The sequence below is a fragment of the Gulosibacter sediminis genome, assembly GCF_023370115.1.
GTDB lineage: Bacteria > Actinomycetota > Actinomycetes > Actinomycetales > Microbacteriaceae > Gulosibacter > Gulosibacter sediminis_A.
In genome coordinates this window covers 239,315-256,784 of the sequence record NZ_CP097160.1, presented here as the reverse complement: position 1 = coordinate 256,784, position 17,470 = coordinate 239,315, and the positions used below count along the sequence as shown (strand labels likewise).

The following is a 17,470-nucleotide window of genomic DNA, read 5'->3' as shown; positions in this document are numbered from 1 at the left end:
ATGACACTTGACGAAGTAGTTTCCGACGCCATCAGACTCGAGCCTGGAACCTCGCCATACCTAAGCATTCCGGGGAATACTAATGGTGTCATAGTCTCGATTTTGGACGAGTTCTCACAATCATCCTTTCGACACGTATCCAACCTACACGCGATCGGACCAGTAAAACCCGAGCTCGACCTAGACCGGCTCGATCCGGCCGCACTCCTCGTAGAGTCAGCGTGGAATGGTAATCAGGGGCGCTGGCGCTACATGGTAACGTCAAGTAAGGGTCCCAAGCCACCGTTCCACCACCTTCTCGCAGAATGCAATAAGCGTGGCATTCCAACCATATTTTGGAACAAAGAAGACCCCGTCCATTACGACGAGTTCATTGACGCAGCAAAGTTGTTCGACTACGTTCTGACAACTGATGGCGACCTGGTTCCAACCTACAAGGAAGCGATTGGGCACGACCGCGTAGACCTTCTTCGTTTTGCCGCCGAGCCACACATTCACAACCCGCGCCGCGTCACCGAACACAGGCGAGGCGATATTGCCTTTGCTGGACAATACTTCCGCCACAAATACCCCGAACGCCGCATGCAAGTAGAAACCCTATTCTCTGCGGCACAAAACCATGATTTCTCAATCTATTCGAGAATGTTGGGATCAGACGAAAATTACCAGTTCCCGAAACAATATCAACACAATATTGTCGGCTCTTTGCCGTACACCGAAATGGTCAGCGCATACAAGCGGCACAAGATTTTCTTGAACGTAAACTCGGTGACGAGTTCCACTACGATGTGCGCACGTCGCGTATTTGAACTTGCTGCAGCCAAAACTATCGTGGTATCAATGCATTCTGACGCCATCAGGTCGGTGTTCCCCGCAGACGAGGTTGCGACCGTTGGGTCAGTAGAGGAGGCGGCCGAACTCTTTGATTTGCTCTTGACCGACTCGCTCGGGACAGCCGCCCGCGCACAGCGCGCTTGGCGAAGAGTCGCAACAAGCCACACGATGCGTGATCGAGTCGAACAGATTCGAAACATGATTGGCATTAGCATTCCGCATCGCTCAGCAAATATCGCTCTTCACGCATCCACCGAATCACTGACACGCGACCTCATTGAGGATCTCGCCTCGCAGACAATATTGGAATTCCCGTCCGCTACTATCACTGTCTTCACCCATGGGCAGGACAGCAGTAAAGATCCCCAACTGCCGACTCACATCACGATCTCACCCTCCGAAGATTTTCGGGCGAGAGATTTTGACTATGTTGGCCACGTAGATGGCAGTCTTCGATACGGCAAGAATTATATTAGCGATCAAATCCTGGTATTGGATAAATTTATTCCGGAGGCAATCGTAACGAAACCCCTTTGGAGTCCGAATAATGAACTCCCCAAGGCGGATGAAACTGATGTCACTTGGGTCCAACGTGGCGCATGGATCAGCCGATCAGACGCAGAGACACTCAATGAGTTGATCTTGAGCTCCGTTTCAGCAACAACTCCAATTGTCGACCTGAATGAATCTGCACCCGCCTACTGTGCAGATGTGTTTAACGTTGTGCCGGCCGAAAACTCGTATGATTGGATGTGGACCGCCTAATGAAGATCGCCTTTTATGACGGCATCCTCGAGACACACGTAGCTGACTCTCTCGAGCGCGCCCTCGTCTCCCGCGGCCATAACATATTCAACACTGGCAAGATCGGTCACGGCTTTGAATTCGCTAATGGCAAGGTTGACCTACAACGGTTGCAACTCGCAGTGAATGAAGTGCTAGAATTCGCACCGGATTGGGTTCTCGTTTTCCGGCCCGCGTCGCTGCCAATTCCTCTTCTAGAGCTTTTACGGAGTCGCGGTGCGAAGGTCGCTGCATGGTTCTCCGATGACCCTGTCTTGTTTGATTTGACTTATGGCCCGATTGTCAACTCCTACGATCTAATTCTTCACTGCGGCAACGCTGATGTGCTCAGCTTCTACGAACATCAATTTGGACGACCGACCGGCGTCAACGTTCCATTCTGGACTGATCACGTAGCATTTCCTGATGTATGGGGCACCGAACCTGCGACGACGGATGCACTCTTTCTCGGCAACGTTCAGGATGAAGTACGCCGTCAACGCTACTTTGACCTCGCAAAATTGGATGCCCACGTAACAATCTACGGGAATGTCGGTAACGATTATTACGGGCTAAGTGGGGGCTATCTAGATTCCGACGAGGAAGTCGTTGCGGCCGGGGCGCGATCAAACACTGCTATCAGTGTTCCTCAGTTCTTTAAAAACCACAAAGGGATGACGACCTGGTTCCCAGGTTTGGATCGTCTCGGATTCTTTGAGTACCCCAGTCGAATTGTTCAGTACATGGCTATGGGCCTACCAGTGTTCAACGTGATCCCTGGTAAGCCTGAGTTTGCCACGTTCCCCGAGATGATCGTTTGCGACAGCTTCCAAGAAGTTGATGAACGCTATGCCGAGTTGAGGGACTCGAATCAATTGGCAGATCTGAGTCGTCGGACAGTGCAGCGCTTCGATCGTCACTTCTCCGCGATGTCGCGAGCTTTGCTGCTAGAGGACCTATTTGAGAATGACGATTGGCGCACTTCAGACGTCGATGAACGTGCTTCCTGGTTTACACGCTATGATGCCCTGTCGATTCCGTCGAAGCTCGAACAGCTGCCGACCGAGTCGAATCCGATTAACCTGTCGCGAGGCGACAATGATCGGCGAGAGGACCACGCCCGCCTTCAGCACCCCCGTGTTGGCCTATTTGGTATTGGGTGGACTCAAGCTACATCTCGCGTGAGTACATACGCCCGAGCGATAGCATCGCTCGGGCTGGATGTGCAGACAATTAACCCAGCGTCCTGGCAAGGATCACTGGTGGAAGATCCCGGTAAGACGTCGAAGTTCGCTTTGAATGTGACACGTCTATCGCCCGTGCTGAATGACATCGACGTACTGATTGTGTGTGGCGTTGACGCATCAATCACGAGCTCCGGACGAAAGTTCCTTAACGACCGCAATGTTCGGGCCGTCTTCGTGGACGACACTGGGAACGGCGGCATCAAACGACTTGAACGGCTAGCGTCACGGTACGATACCGTTGCGACTTCCTCGACGAACTTCGTAGCCATGGCCGCGGATCATGGTATGGAGAATGTTGCGTATGCTCCCCACGCTGTGGACTCTGAGTTCCTCGAGATCATCGCTAGAGAGACCGCCCCATCCGATAGAAGTACACGATGGCGCGACTCCGCGCAGGCCGAGGAAGCCGCCGCACCCTGCTTCACAGTTGACCTGCGTACCCATGCCACCCTTTGGTCAGAACTTGAGGCCTTGGACCTCGAACAACTAGCCGAACGTCTGCACACTCGAATTGGCTTCGCATCATTTGGCGGGAATCGTTCGAATCCACGTGTCAGTCGCTTCATGCCTTATCTCGCGGCGGCAGCCGAGTGGCTCGTCATTCCGCGGCATGTGGGTTCAAATGAGGTCGCGACGTATCAACCTTTCTCATTGCAGGTACGTGAGCCTGGGGAACTACCCGTGAAGCTCCGTCAGCTCACTTCATCGGCGAGACTTCGCAATACCCTTGCGACGCAACGGCAAGTTGCCCTCGAAACAACTATTCGAGCCGAACACCAAGTCAAGCGGCTAATTTGTGAATTTGATGATGCACTCTCGCAACCTGAAGTGGACGCAAATCACGTCTCAGTCGACCACACGCATGGTTCAGCTACTTTTGATCTGAGCCAACACGCCAAGTCAGGTTCCCGGTCGCTTGTCCTAAATCTCGGACGTGTTGGGTACACCACGTCCATGACGGACACGATTTCGCTTTCCGTCATTGCCGGCGACAAGCTCGTTTGGAATTGTGATCTTGCGGACATCCCCGGTACTTTGCTTGTTGGGTGGCAGACCCAGGCTCAGCTTTCGGCACTGAAACTCCGCCTTTCAGCTGCAGGCGGGACAAAATTGAGCCGGCGTGAATGGGCTGGCATACAGGTAACCGTTTCGAATGCGACATACAGCTCAGTGGCTGTACCACTGGGGGTATACGCCGTCGGTATTTAGGGAGCGCGGTTGCGTTGATATCTGCGGACGTATATCCCTACTCACACTTGCCCCGCTTCAAAGAAGTGCGGCTCATTGCAAGCCCGGGTGTTGAGGTCGCCTGACCCCATCGATTCCGGTAACGATTGCGGGCCGGGGTTGTGCGTCAGGTTCCGAAGTCTGAGGCGGAGGCATTAGAGGCGACCGCTGAACGCCTGTGTTGGACAGCTCGTAAGACCGGGATACTCGTCAAGCCCGCAGCATGCCGGGACACAGTGTGGCGGACTCCACGTGGGTGGGCAAGGCTCGGCGGCGGTAGCCGCGGTCACACAGCACCGTGGACATGAGCGTGGGATAAAATGGCTCATTGTGTTTGAGGGTGTAGCCGCGGTCTGAACCCGCCGACCTCGAGTAGCGATCGGGCAATGTAGTGGGTCAGGTTCCGGAAGCCCAGCGCGGTGCCGCGGAGGTGCTCAAGGCGACCGTTGATCGCCTCGGACGGGCCGTTGGACGTGCCGGGGTGGTCGAAGAACGCGAGGACGTCGGCAGCGCGGCGCGTGATCGTGCGGCCGAGGCTGATCAACTCGCGCAGATCCTTCGGAACGCCGCTGGTAAGCCCCGCGATCACGGCCTCGAGGATCTTCTTCCCGCGCGCCGGGTCCTTGTGTCGGTAGGCGGCGACGGCGCGCTGGTAGATGTCCCAGGCAATCTCGACGGCGAGGTGGTCGGGGTGCTGGTCGAATACGTCCTCGAGCTTCGCGAGCTGATGCTGTTTCAACAGGCCGAGCCCCGTCCTGAGCAGGCGCCGGCAACCGTAAAGCGGATCACCCTTCCGGCCTCGATGCCCGAGAGTCTCCTGCTGAACACGCTGGCGGGTCTTATCAAGCGCGTCGCCGAAGAGCTGGACGACGTGGAATGGGTCCATCACCGCGATCGCGTCGGGGATCTCTTCGCCGGCGGCGGTCTTGTAGCCGGTGAACCCGTCCATCGCGACGATGTCGACCCCGTCCCGCCAGGCCTTCGGGCGACCGGCAAGCCAGGTCTTGAAGGCCTGCTTCGACCGGCCGGGAACCATGTCGAGCAGCCGGGCGGGGCCGGTTTTCTTGCGGGCCGGGGCGAGGTCGATGATCACGGTCACGTACTTGTCGCCGAGGCGCGTGTGGCGCCAGACGTGCTCGTCAACACCGATCGTGGTCACCCCGTCGAACCGGGCGGGGTCATCGATCAGGAGTCGCCGCCCTTCGGTGAGGACTGCGTCGTTGGCGGCATGCCAGGACACGTCGAGAGACTCCGCGACTCTGGCGACCGGTAGATGCTGGCAGACGACCGCCTCGAGCGCCCACCGGACAGCGGCGCGGGTGAGCTTCCCGCGCGGCTCGGCAGCCGCTGTGGTGTCCTCGCGCCAGATCGTCCCGCACGAGAAACAGGCGAAGCGGCGGACGCGGACCAGGAGCGTCGTCGGCCGCCAACCCAGCGGGACATGCGCGAGACGGCGCGCTTGCGTTCCTCGGGCTACGCCCTCAGCACCGCAGCCGCGACAGAACGGGTCGCGGTCGGTGACACGGCACTCCAGCACCGCCTTGTCCGGCGAGATTTCCTGACCGGTGACGGTGAGGCCGTGGTCGTCGAGGAGGCAGAACGCAGAAAGATCGGGGGTGGCGAATGTACCGTGGGACACGTCGAGGTCTTTCGGATGGCGAGCGTAGGAACTTCCATCATCGGAAGGCCTCGACCTCGCCTCCGCGACCGCCACGCCGCCGACTCGTCAGGCGGGCGCTACACCCTCAAACACGATGAGCCTCTTTCAGATGGGCAGTGTAGGAACTTCCATCATCGGAAGACCTCGACCCCTATCCGCGAACCAGCACGCCCATCCCGACTACACCCTCAACTGCGAAGAGCCCGTATACGTTGCACTTTGAGATCCTGGTTTCTCATACTTTTTAGCACGAAGCGAACCTCGGCGAGACGACTCAACCTCCTCGGAGAAGCTGAGTCTATCCCCTATATTCTGTGTATTGCGCTCGTTTGATAATCTTGCGCACGACTTTCATAGTCAAGTGGTGCCCGCTCGTGAATATCTTATATTCATGACTGGTCCTGTTTCACTTGGAGTCGTGGATGTAATTCCGAGTGTTCACGCAGAGACCCTCTCAACGTAATGGTCCAGTCTGGAATAGACGCTATCTCGTGGACTAGTGGATTGGCATTGACAAACCGCCCACATCTTGCCGTCGAGAGTGAGTTCCTTGCTAAACATACCTCTCTCAACCAGAGTTACCTTCTACTAGCAACAAATGCGGCGCAGACCACACGTTCTCGACTCTGACTACAGTTATGGGTCTAGCCATTCCTCGAGAATTTCAATGCATGATTTCCCGCCGCATTAAATGCAACTTGAGCGGATACCTTTGCGCACCCTAAAGATAGTACTCCCATGACTTATCCACCAGTGGAGTGGATATTGTCTCCGTATGTTAGTTAGGATGCCGGCGACATGAAATATGTGAACGTGTCAGTCTAATTACTTGCATAAGCAATCTGGTCAAGGTCGACCCGGTTGCGACTCGGAATCTAAGTCCGATTTTCGATGCAGTCTGCGAGATACGTGTAATATTTATCCACGTAATGAAAGGCTTCAAGACCCCAAGCATGTTGTCGGTCTGCCAACATTAGGGCCGGATCTGCACTTACAATTGGCATATTAATGCGCAGCAGATGATCATAATACCGCGAAAATAACTCGTTCCATTCGCGTGGACTCCGTCTCATTTTTTCTTCGAGAAGGTCCCCCTGAGCACTACGCTCGGCATATTGAGTTCTTATTACCACGGAACGCTCGAGTAGGCCACTCTCGTCTAGCCAATTCCTCAGGCGATCTGCGGCATTTACCCAAAGCTCAAAGTGCTCATCCGTACCAAAGTCAATTGTGTCGCCAGTCGCGATTTCATTATTCCAACCACTGTTTCTTAACTCGTAACTATTAGTAACGTATCCAGTTTCAGTGGGCACCAACCCAACGCGCTCGTCCACCAAATCCAATAACAATATTTCTGCATCTTCGGCGTTGTCAAATATTTCCCGCAATGCAGATGAAGCCAGATCCGCTTCCACCATCCTTTGCTGAAACTTAGATTTCAGCTGGATCTCTTGCTGGGGCTGTGTAGTTGGATCTGACAAAGCACTGACCCAGGATTGCCGAGCCACATAGTTCAAAACTTGAAATCGACCCGTTGCCACACGAGGTATGTCACGACTAACACATGACCCGTAAATCTGTATCTTCGTTCGCATATGCTGCCGGCTCCTTTCAGCCTCGCCTGTCCCATTCGCCAGCGGCTCTGCCGCACGGGAGCGCTGGTACTTGCAAGAATGCTTGGAATTCACTCAACCACAGGCATTGACATTCGTAGCCTTCTTGCGGCCTGTTCCCAAAGCTCACCGAACCTTAAGTTTTCATCGAGTGACAAGGTGTGTCCAGCTTCGTAGTAGAAACTGCCTGGAGTCAATGTAACTTCACCCAGCAGTGGCCCGGATTCTTTGTCCAGAAAAAGGTCGATTCGCGAGAATGGAGTCGGTACCGCATATGACGTTCTAACTGCAAGGTCTAGGAGAGAGCGCCAGTTCTTCGGCGGTAGGGCAAACTCCCTATCCGCAATCTTGGGGTTAAATTTAATACGCTCGTCAACTACTGGAACAAAGTTTTCGTCATAGTAATTCATCTTTAGTCGTCCAGCAGACCTGTCTATCCTAATAATAACCCCGATGCGACCTTGAAATGCGAGAAACTTATAATCTGGCGGAATGCTGAGTCCTTCACTGCAGATTACACGCTGTTCTGCTATCGTGTGACGACTATTTGTCTTAACGTACTTGTCGTAAATTTTCCCTTGGGTGAGCCGAATCTCGTCACCTGTCAACGTCCGCTGCGACATTGAATCAAAGTAGCCCCCGTCGACTCGAGTCAAGAGCATGACTCCCTCACCGGCGGATGCGTACGCGGGCTTCAACACGAACTCTTCGGGCAGTTTATCAAGATCAATGTCGCCTGGCGTGTCAAACTTGGCATACTCAATCGGAGTCGGAACCTTGACAACATCACAGAATTGCCTCAATCCGCTCTTATGCATCAAGCTTGTGGGCAATCGGTCCTCTTTGCCTTGAATCCTTGCCTTCATTAATTGCGTGTACTTCATTCTTCCTTAAACCTTTGTGAGTTAACGGCGTTGTAGGACTCAACAGTGAATTGAAGAATCACTAATTAATGAAGTCCTCTACTAGTCGCTGCCACTTGTACGACCCATGCAGGCAAGCCTACACAAGTTCATATAGGTCAAGGCCGGACGTGACATCGGAAGCGTCCGTCTACCGATCAGCGTGACATTCTCAGGATCCCTTGGCAGCAGACGTCTCGCCTCAGTGCAACGCCCCCGACCAAGCTTGCTGATTGGCACAGGTAGGGCCAGCAACATGGGAGCGTTTTCTCCATGGGCATCAGGGGAACGGGCTTCGACGATACTTCACGGTGAGACATCATCTTGGCTGCATCTTGCGCTCTGCCGTGCGTGACTCTGCCGAGTGCTAGCGCCAAATACCCTTTGTGTCGATGACGACCTTCTGCTCAAGCAGCGTGCGGTCAGCTTCTTTGAACTGATGGTGATCGACGAGCAGAAGCACGATGTCTGCCTCCTCCACAGCTTCTTCGAAAGAAGCCTTCGAGACGTTCTCGTGCTTGGAGAGACGCTCGGGGAGTTCCTCGACGTTTGGCTCGACAACGCGAAGCTGCGCGCCTTCAATACGGTCTGCGAGCTTGTCGACGATGTCGAGCGACGGTGACTCGCGCAGGTCGTCGATGTCGGGCTTGAACGCGATGCCGAGGGCAGCGATAACCGGCGCCTTGAAGCGCTCGGCGCGCTCGATAACCCGATTGATGACGTACTCGGGCTTGCTGTCATTGACATCGCGAGCCATCTTCACGAGGCGCGACGTGGTCGGTGCCGCCGAGACGATGAACCACGGGTCGACCGCGATGCAGTGGCCGCCAACGCCAGGGCCCGGCTGCAGAATGTTCACGCGCGGGTGGTGGTTCGCCAGCTCGATGAGCTCCCAGACGTTGATGCCGAGCTCATCGCAGATGAGCGAGAGCTCGTTCGCAAAGGCAATGTTCACGTCGCGGAACGAGTTCTCGGTGAGCTTCGCCATCTCAGCGGTGCGGGCGTCGGTGAGCAGCATCTCGCCCTTGCAGAACGTCGAGTAGAGGTCCCGCGCCATCTCGGTCGCGCGCGGCGTCACGCCCCCGATGACGCGGTCGTTCTCGGCCATCTCGACCATGATGCGGCCTGGCAGCACGCGCTCAGGGCAGTGCGCGAAGTAAACACTGTTCTTGTGCCCGTCTTCGGCGGTGAGGTCGGGGCGTACGTTGAGCACGTACTCGGCCATCTTCTCGGTAGTGCCGGGAGGGGAGGTCGACTCGAGAATGATGAGCTCGCCGCCCTGCAGCTGAGGGGCGATGTTCTCTGCCGCGGCCTTGATGTACTTCGCGTCGACCTTGTGGTCGTCCATGAACGGCGTCGGCACGCAGACGATGTACGCATCAGCGTCGGGCGTCGTCGTCTGGGCGCTGAGGCGGCCGCGTGCAACCACGCCGGCGAGCAGCGACTCGAAGTCGGGCTCGAAGAAGGGCACCTCGCCGGCATTGATCTGGTCGACGAACTTTTGGTTGATGTCAACGCCGATCACCTTGGTGTCGGAGCTGCCGCTCGAGGCGATAAACGCCGCGGTCGGGAGGCCGATGTAGCCGAGACCGACTACACAGACCGTGCCGAAACGCGACTCAGTAGCCGTGGCCGGTGCATTCATGCGCTGTGTCCTTCTTCTATTCGCCAACGAGCACATGCTGCTCGTTCAGTCCGTACGATTCGACCCGCGCGTTCGCGAGGAACTCGAGGTCTGCCACCTGCCAGGTATGGCTCGTCGAGCCACGCATCTGCAGGAAGTTGAAGCGGTCGGCGGAGTAGACCCGCCCGCCCGAGTCTCCGACGCTCCGCAAGAACGCGGTGTCCTCACCGCGGCTGCGCGACTCGAACGGGTTCGCCGCGAACGTCTCGCGGCTGCCTACGAGCGTCGGGCCCGCGACGAACGTCGTCCAGCGGTGCTCGCGTTCGGGGTTGCGCAGCAAAATCGCGTCACGCGAACCAAGGTAGAGGTAATTCGCCTGCTTGCCCACCACATCCGCGCCGCTAAACCACAGCGCGTTCGTCTGGTCGAGGAGGTACTGCGGGCCATAGAGGTCGTCGTCGTCCATCTTCGCGACGAAGTCACCGTCGGCCATGCGTACGAGCTGGTTCAGGCAATCGCCAAGCTCCCACGCCTCGTCGCCGCGGTGCACCTCAACGTGCTCAAGGCCGAGCTCACGCGCCTGCGCGCGGTAGTCGGCCACGTCGAGGTCGAAACCGTGCGTGACCAGCGCGAGCTGCACATCCACGCCCTGCTGCCGCGCCACCTGCTCAAGCGCGTGCCGCACCTGCCCCGGGCGGTTCGTCGACACCATCGCCGTGACGCTGCGGCGCTTCGTCGCCGACTCATGCTCAATGCCAGCCGCGCGCAACACCTGCTCGGCACGATGCGTATAGGTGTGCTCGCCCCAAATCTTGCGTTGCGCGCGATGCACCATACGATCGCGCAGCTGCGCCGAATTCACGAGCGCACGCATGCCCCAGCGAGCGTTCTCGGGGGTATCGACAACGAGCACCTCGTCTTGGCTGAAATAGTTCGGAATCGCCTCGCTCGGCGCGCTCACGACGGGCGTGCCGCTCGCCGTGATCTCGAACACGCGTCGCGCGCACATACTCGGGCTGTCGACCACCGAGTTCACGTTGAGAAACACCTTGTGCTCGCGGTACGCGCTGAGCATCTTGTCGTACGGCAGCGAACCAACCACGCGCTCATCGAACGGCGCCGGGAACTGGTAGTTCTCGTCACCCCCGGCGAAGCGGCTGTAAATAGTGAGGCCACGCGGCATCTTCGCGCTGACGTCGCTCGCCGCACCAAGCAGCAGATCCATCTGCTCGCGGCGCTCGGGGTACTTGTGCGCGAAGTACATGCCGGCGAAGGCGATGTCGCCCTCGGGCTCACCGCCGTGCGCGCGGATGGGGTTGTGGATCGCCGGCTGCGCCGCGAAGTTGAGCACGTCGACGCGGTCGTGGCCAAGCCGCTCGCGGTACTCGGGCAGCTTGTTTGCGTCGGAGGTGAAGACCGTGTCGAAGAGCTTCGCGGTGTCGAGGAAATCCTCGAAGTGCGGCGGGTCTTCTTTGTTCCAGAAGGCGGTGGGGATGCCCTTTTCGCGGCAGTACTCGACGACGTCGCGCAGCGCCTGGCTCGGGGCCCGCGAGCCGGTGAGCTGGTACTGCCAGGCGCCGTGGTTACCGTTCCATGCCGACTCGACGAAGAGCAGATCGACGTCGAGCATCTGCTCGCGCCAGGTCGCCGGCTTGAGTTCGACGGTGGTGAACTCGTAGCCCCACGCCTGCAGCGAGAAGTCGTCCATGATCACCGCGACGCGCAGCTCGCCGAACGCCTTCGGGCGCTCGATCGGCTCATAGGACTCGACGTCGAGCGGGTCGAAGCTGTCGGTGCTGGCCTTGCGCGGCGCCTCGTTCACACCGAGTCGCTGGCGGCGCTGCCACTCTCGCAGCTGGCTGGGCCCACCGTGGCGAAGGTGCCACAGGGCCGTGCGCCAATCGCTGGGCGTGCGGCTCATCCACTCGACTTTCTGACGGGCCTGCGCCACGTGCAACACGGGCGACGCGGGCGGGCAAGAACACACGGGTACGCGCCCCGCTTCAAGCAGACTTTAACAGGTGGGGGTACCCCGAAAGTGACGCGGGCTAGCCGACTTTGCTCTACGAAGTCTGTGGGAAGGCTTCAATCGCCTCGCGCACTCGCGCGTAGACGCTCGGTTCGTAGTGGAACGGGGCCAGGCCCCAGCGGTGACCCGGGTCGGCGCGGAGGTCGTGCATCCGCAGTACCTTGAGGCCGAGGCGCTCGAGGCGGTCGTAGTACCGCGCGAACATTTGGTTCGCCTGCGGGGCGGCCGTGCCCATCGACCACGGCGTGGTGTTGCCGTCGATGTCTTGCTCGGCCCAGTCGGTCGCAACGACGAGCACCTTGTCGCGCAGCCCGAACGCGTCGAGCGCGTCGACGAACACCGAACTCGCGCCGCACCAACGGTAGAAATGCTCGTCTTCGCCGAACTTGAGGTGGCGGGCCTGCTGCACGGCCTCGGCAAGCTCGGGAATGTTGATGACGTCGATGCTGCGCGTGATGACGCTGCCGTCGGCGAACTCGTAGACGCCGTGGCGCTCGTCGACGAGGTCCCAGAGCAGCACCTCGGACTTCGTCTTGCCCTGCAGCTCTTCGAGCAGGTTGCCCTTGATGTCACGCATGACGTTGCGCAGCTGGAACTTGCTCGACGTCGTGAACTGCGCCGGCAGGTTCGGGCTCGCGTCGGTGCCCGCTGAGAGCAGCGAGTAGCGGGCGTAGTAGCCGTCGATCGGGAACGCGTCGCGCGGCATCGTCTCGAGCGTGTCGCGGCTCACGCAGCTGCCGAGAATCGTGATCCACGTCGCCGAATCGTCGGTATCGACCTGTTCAGTGCGCCCTGGCTCGGTTCCCATACCTAGCAAGCTATGGCATTTGGCTGCTGGTGGTCGGCTGCCACTCTGGGATGCGACGGATGGCTCGACGCTTTTCCCTACGGCCGGGCCCGATGAGGGAGAGTGACCTCATCGAGCGGCTGCGTTGGTGGGTTTGGCCGCTTTTGCTGCCGCTCGCTTCGCTTCCAGCTCTTGGCGACGGATGGTTCTTGGCACAGTGGTCCACTCTTCCGGCTTACGGCGGTGATCGTCGCGCCCCACGATCTCGAGGATGTAATCGCCTATGGCGTCGAGCTCGCCAGTCACTTCTTCGTACGTGAGCCTCATGACCAAGTACCCGCGGGCGACGAGTTTGCGGTCACGTTCACGGTCGCTGCGGTACGCCTCTGCGGTGAGGTGGTGCGTCTTGCTGTCGACCTCGATGACGAGCCGGTTGCCGATGAGGAAGTCGACGCGGCCGACGTCCTCGATCTCCACCTGAGTGCGGTACTTGATTCGATGCTGATTCAGCCAGATCCGAAGCAGCGACTCGGTGCCCGAGCCGGCCGACGCATCAAAGTGGCGCATGACGGCGGCGCCGCGGCGCCCGGCCTTAGCGGCCGCCGACTTCACCTCATCCGCCGTCAGCAGCTTGCGCTCGACCGCAGAGTCGGCGAGCACCGTCGCCTGCGTGCACGTGTAATGGAGCATCGTCACGAGCAGGGCCGTGTCGGCGTCATCACACGACCTCGGCACGTGTTGGGCGCGCTCACGGTCAAGGAAGAACCAGTTATGGCTGCCTTTCGCCTTGCTCTCTTTCTTTCTTCGCCGATCGCTACCGCGCACCGCGAGCGTCGTGATCTCTGCCGGGCACCACAGCCCACGGGCCTTGAGCGCGGAGGGGCCAGTTAAGACGCCTCCCGCCGTGACCGCCCGAAGCACATCCGCATTCGCGGGGTAGGACTTTGAGACCCACCAGCCACGCCGCACCTTCTCGATTTGGCCGCTTTTGGCGATCGATTGCACCTCGCGTCGCGTCAGGCCTGTGTCGAGGAGTTGCTTCGTTCTGACGACGCCGAAGTTCTGTTCAAAGAGGTACGTGAGATTCATGCCGCGAGCTAAGCGGCGGGTCAGGTGGGGAGGCCCGCGAAGGTAGTCCGGCTGTGGATGGGCGGGTTTCCACAGGTGGCGCGGTCGGTGTATTTCCCGACCTTGCAAATGCTTGAGGTGGGATTTCCTCATCCCGCTCCCCGGTCGGGAAAACCGCCGCGCTCTGCGCCTGTTGAATGGCGCTTTTCCTTACGCAAGGCGGGCCAGAGGGAACTATCCCTCTGATGTCAGCTGCGTAGGGAAAAGCGACGGCTGGGGCAGCTGGGGCGGGTAACGGCTGGGGATGGGGCGGGTAACGGCTGGGGATGGGGCGGGCGTCGGCGGCCGGTCGAGAGGCGGCGCAATTCCCCACAGACGGCCTCCCAGAGGGAACTATCCCTTTTGGGACCACCTGCGTAGGGAAAAGCGTTGATTTGGGGCGGTGGGGCGACAGGGGCTGCGGCAACAGGTGCGGCAGCGGGATATCGGAGGTCGGCCGGTTCGACTACCCGCCGGAGAATGGCTGGCTACGCCCCGGTGTCGCGCTACTCGGGGTCGGTGATTTCGAGCAGCTCGTAGAGGCGCTTCGCCTTGCGGTCGGCCTCGGGCAACGACAGCGCCGTGAGCAGCAGGCGGCGCGAATTGAGCACGGGCGCCGGCACAGTGGCGAGGTCGTATTCGAGGTAGCCCTCGGCGCCCCACTTCGACATACGGTGCTCCCAATGGAACAGGTCGTAGATGCTGTGTCCGCCGAGCCGCTCGGTGTCGAACTCGGTGTAGGCGAACCACTGCTCGAGCCGGCGATGCAGCTCGGGGCTGTCGCCGAACTTCGAGTTCGCGTACTTGCGCGCGAGCAAGGGCGCGCTGAGCGTCTGCTCGTCGGTGTTACGGTACATGCCCGTGATGATGCCGCCGCCGACGCCGAACAGCGTCGCCGCCTTCGCAGGAATGTTTACGTAGAGCGCGGCCGCGAGGTTCGCGTAGCGGCGGTAGCTCGGGAACGTCGCGTTGTAGAGCTCGTCCATGGGCGAGCCGCGCTTGACGTTACGCACGTCGATGACGAGGTGCGGCAGGCCGGCCGCGGCCGAGATGCGGCCCGCGATGTCGAGGTCGGTGTGCGTGCTCTTCTGCGGCACGTGGAACGGGTGGTAGGTGAAGGTGAGCGCGCCAGCTTCTTGCAGTTCGATGATGCCCGCGGCGAGGATCGCGCGCGAATCGCGCCCCGAGGTGAGCGGCAGCGAGACTTCGCGGTGGGTGTCGCACCAGTTACGCACCTGCTGGCGCAGCTCGTCACGGAAGATCGGGAACGCCTCTTCGGCCGGATGCTCGGCGCGGTGGTAGCCGAGGGGCGGGAAGAAGCGGCGGTGGGCGGCCTCTTGGGCGGCGATGGTGAGGCGGCAGTTCGCCGAGACCTGGCGCACGTGGTCGTGCGCGGTGATGAGGCCGGGCATCCAGCGGCCGAAGTCGTCGGCGTAGTCGGGGTGCGTGAGCGCCCAGCGCTTCTCGCGGAAGGTCAGACCGCCCGCGTAGTTCGAGAGCAGCGCGGTGTGCGAGGCGACGGCCGGTGCGAGGGCGCGGAGGTTGTCGGGCGCCGGCGCGCTGCCCGGCAGGTTCGGATACGGGATTGCCGTCGTATGGGCGAACGGACCGTCGCTTGGTGCGAGGGCTTCGGTGCCGTCGACTGGAGCGGGGGCCGTTGCGCCGGGGTCGGCAGCCACTGCGGTCGCGGATACGCCCCCGCTGGCCGCCTGGCCGGTCGCGCGGGGCGCCTCGGCGGCGCCTTCCGCGAACGCGGTCGCGTTCGGAGCCGCGACGCGGATGTTGCCCTGGTCGAGGTAGTAGCAGGCTCGCGTCGCCATCGGGTCGCCGTAGACGTCGAGTTCCTCGCCGCGCAGCACGAAAGCGACGAAGCGGCCCGAGAGCCACGTGACGAGTTCGTCGACGCGGGTGCGGGACGCGCCGGCCGCTAGATCGGCGCGGGCAGCCGCGAGGAGATTGGCGGCCACGGCGTCGCGGCGGCTGGCTACCGTCGCGAGCCGAGCATCCGCGTCGCTGCGGGCCGTGCCGCCGGGCGCATCCGTCGCCGGGGCGAAGGCGTGGCCGAGGATCAGCACGGCGCAACGCTCCCCCACCGCCTGCCGGTGCTCGAGCTCAGGGTCGATCGCGAAGTGCCAGTCGCCGAACGTCAACCGCTGCCAGCGCTCGCGCGGTAGCTCGGGCTCGACGCCGCGGATGCCGATGAAGCCCTTTGCGAAGACGTTCTTGTAGCCCCAGTGCTTGTACGCCGGCGCCAGTTGCCGCTCGTGCCTGTGGAACTCTCGCACCGCCGCGAGGCGCCGCTCCTCCGGCGTGTGCGCCTGCTCGCCGGCGCCATCACGCGAGCCGGAAGTGAACATCCGCTTCGCTCGCGCCGCGAGCGCGCGCATCCGATTTTTAGGCACGCGACTCCGTCCGGTGGTCGGCCTGCACGCGCTCCAAAATCTCGAGGTAGCGTGTCGCGAGGCTGTCGTAGGCGACGTGCTCACGCGCCCACTTCTGCCCCGAATCGCTCACGTTGAGGCGCTCGGGGTGCTCGATGAGCCCGCGCCACGCACCCACGAGATCGTCGACATCGCCTGGCTTCACGACCGTGCCGACGCCCGCCTCCATGAGGATGCCCGCGCTCTCGCCGTCGAGGATGCCCGTGATGTGGCGGCCCGTCGAGAGCAGCTCGTAGAGCTTCGAGGGGATGGTCCAGAGGAACGGCTCCCAGTCACGCAGCGAGACGATGGTCGAGTCGGCCCAGGCGTAGTGGTGCACGACCTCGCTCGGCGGCACGCGGTCGAGAATCTCGACCGGCTCGCCGAGCTGCGCGTTGAGCTGGCGCAGCGCGGGGGCCTCGTGGCCGGCTCCGACGATGCGCGCGGCGAGGTGATAGCCCTGCTGGCGCAGGATCGCGGCGGCACGGATGATGAGGTCGAGGCCCTGGCTGCGACCGAGGTTGCCCATGTAGAGCACGCGCAGCTCGGGGTGGTCGGCGTCGCGGGCCGGCACCTGCTCGTACGTTTCGGGCACGGTGCCGTTGCGGATGATCTCGAGGTGCTCGACGCCGCGGTCTTCGAGCACGCCGGCGAACGCGCTCGTCGTCGTGACGACCTGCCCGGCCGAGAGCTGGGCGCGCGTGACCGACTCGTGGATGCGCCGCTTCACCATCGCGACCGGGCCGCGGCCGCTCGCGAGGCCGGGCGTGTAGGTGACGAGGTCGGGCCAGGCGTCGCGCATCTCGGTGATGACGGGCAGGTTGAACTTGCGGCCGAGCCAGTTGCCGGCGTAGATCGTCTCGATCGCGGGGGCCGTGGCGACGATGACGTCGGGGCGGATGCGGCCCTTCTTGATGAGCTGCGCCGCGCGGCGGGCGGTCGAGGTAGCGGCCGTCGCGTGGTCGAAGGTGCGCGTGATGATGTCGCCGCGGTGCGGCAGCCAGTTGCTGCGGAAGACCTCGACGCCGTGCTCAGTCGTCGTGTGGCTGCCGGCGCGGTAGGCGCGGCGGTGGTGTTTCGCGAGCTTGCCCGACGGATAATGCGGCGGCGGCGTGATCACCGCGACCTCGTGCCCGCGCTCGACGAACTCGCGCGTGAGCGCGCCCCAGCGTCGCTGCGGGGCACCGTCTTCGGGAGCGAAATAGTGGGTGAGCAGCAGAACCCGCACGTAGCCACT

Annotated in this window: 11 protein-coding genes; 2 read left to right on the top strand and 9 right to left on the bottom strand. The window is 60.9% G+C overall.

Features of this window, described 5'->3' with window-relative positions; all coding sequences use genetic code 11:
- The gene (locus M3M28_RS01095) at positions 1 to 1,599 is read left to right on the top strand and encodes a CgeB family protein (protein ID WP_249387021.1); all 1,599 of its coding nucleotides are present in this window, start codon (positions 1 to 3) and stop codon (positions 1,597 to 1,599) included.
- Entirely contained in the window at positions 1,599 to 4,073 is a 2,475-nt protein-coding gene (locus tag M3M28_RS01090; RefSeq protein ID WP_249387020.1) for a CgeB family protein, read from the top strand. The genes M3M28_RS01095 and M3M28_RS01090 overlap by 1 nt, the downstream gene beginning before the upstream one ends.
- A gap of 343 nt (positions 4,074 to 4,416) precedes the next feature.
- On the opposite strand, the gene M3M28_RS01085 is transcribed toward M3M28_RS01090, so the two are convergent.
- From M3M28_RS01085 to M3M28_RS01045, 9 genes are all read right to left on the bottom strand, one after another.
- Positions 4,417 to 5,730, bottom strand: coding sequence for an ISL3 family transposase (locus tag M3M28_RS01085; protein WP_249387019.1), 1,314 nt, complete (start codon positions 5,728 to 5,730; stop codon positions 4,417 to 4,419).
- Between the two features lie 896 nt (positions 5,731 to 6,626).
- A complete protein-coding gene (locus M3M28_RS01080) occupies positions 6,627 to 7,292 on the bottom strand; it encodes a DUF6270 domain-containing protein (protein WP_249387018.1) in 666 nt (221 codons plus the stop codon).
- A 143-nt stretch (positions 7,293 to 7,435) separates the two neighbouring features.
- Complete coding sequence (locus M3M28_RS01075) at positions 7,436 to 8,248, bottom strand: ATP-grasp fold amidoligase family protein (RefSeq protein ID WP_249387017.1); 813 nt, start codon at positions 8,246 to 8,248, stop codon at positions 7,436 to 7,438.
- 385 nt (positions 8,249 to 8,633) lie between these two features.
- The gene (gene wecC / locus M3M28_RS01070) at positions 8,634 to 9,911 is read right to left on the bottom strand and encodes a UDP-N-acetyl-D-mannosamine dehydrogenase (RefSeq protein ID WP_249387016.1); all 1,278 of its coding nucleotides are present in this window, start codon (positions 9,909 to 9,911) and stop codon (positions 8,634 to 8,636) included.
- Between the two features lie 16 nt (positions 9,912 to 9,927).
- Positions 9,928 to 11,811, bottom strand: coding sequence for a glycosyltransferase family protein (locus M3M28_RS01065; protein ID WP_249387015.1), 1,884 nt, complete (start codon positions 11,809 to 11,811; stop codon positions 9,928 to 9,930).
- Between the two features lie 142 nt (positions 11,812 to 11,953).
- On the bottom strand, positions 11,954 to 12,727 hold the full coding sequence (locus tag M3M28_RS01060; RefSeq protein ID WP_249387014.1) for a DUF6270 domain-containing protein: 774 nt from the start codon (positions 12,725 to 12,727) through the stop codon (positions 11,954 to 11,956).
- Between the two features lie 108 nt (positions 12,728 to 12,835).
- On the bottom strand, positions 12,836 to 13,795 hold the full coding sequence (locus M3M28_RS01055) for a type IV toxin-antitoxin system AbiEi family antitoxin domain-containing protein (protein ID WP_249387013.1): 960 nt from the start codon (positions 13,793 to 13,795) through the stop codon (positions 12,836 to 12,838).
- Between the two features lie 524 nt (positions 13,796 to 14,319).
- Positions 14,320 to 16,215 (bottom strand): hypothetical protein, encoded by a 1,896-nt coding sequence (locus M3M28_RS01050; RefSeq protein ID WP_249387012.1) that lies wholly within the window; start codon positions 16,213 to 16,215, stop codon positions 14,320 to 14,322.
- Positions 16,208 to 17,461 (bottom strand): glycosyltransferase family 4 protein, encoded by a 1,254-nt coding sequence (locus tag M3M28_RS01045; protein WP_249387011.1) that lies wholly within the window; start codon positions 17,459 to 17,461, stop codon positions 16,208 to 16,210. The genes M3M28_RS01050 and M3M28_RS01045 overlap by 8 nt, the downstream gene beginning before the upstream one ends.
- Positions 17,462 to 17,470 lie beyond the last annotated feature (9 nt).

Coding starts and splice junctions, on each gene's coding strand:
- M3M28_RS01095 (WP_249387021.1), top strand. CDS start 1: ATGACACTTGACGAAGTAGTTTCCGACGCCATCAGACTCGAGCCTGGA.
- M3M28_RS01090 (WP_249387020.1), top strand. CDS start 1,599: ATGAAGATCGCCTTTTATGACGGCATCCTCGAGACACACGTAGCTGAC.
- M3M28_RS01075 (WP_249387017.1), bottom strand. CDS start 8,248: ATGAAGTACACGCAATTAATGAAGGCAAGGATTCAAGGCAAAGAGGAC.
- wecC (WP_249387016.1), bottom strand. CDS start 9,911: ATGAATGCACCGGCCACGGCTACTGAGTCGCGTTTCGGCACGGTCTGT.
- M3M28_RS01065 (WP_249387015.1), bottom strand. CDS start 11,811: ATGAGCCGCACGCCCAGCGATTGGCGCACGGCCCTGTGGCACCTTCGC.
- M3M28_RS01060 (WP_249387014.1), bottom strand. CDS start 12,727: ATGGGAACCGAGCCAGGGCGCACTGAACAGGTCGATACCGACGATTCG.
- M3M28_RS01055 (WP_249387013.1), bottom strand. CDS start 13,795: ATGAATCTCACGTACCTCTTTGAACAGAACTTCGGCGTCGTCAGAACG.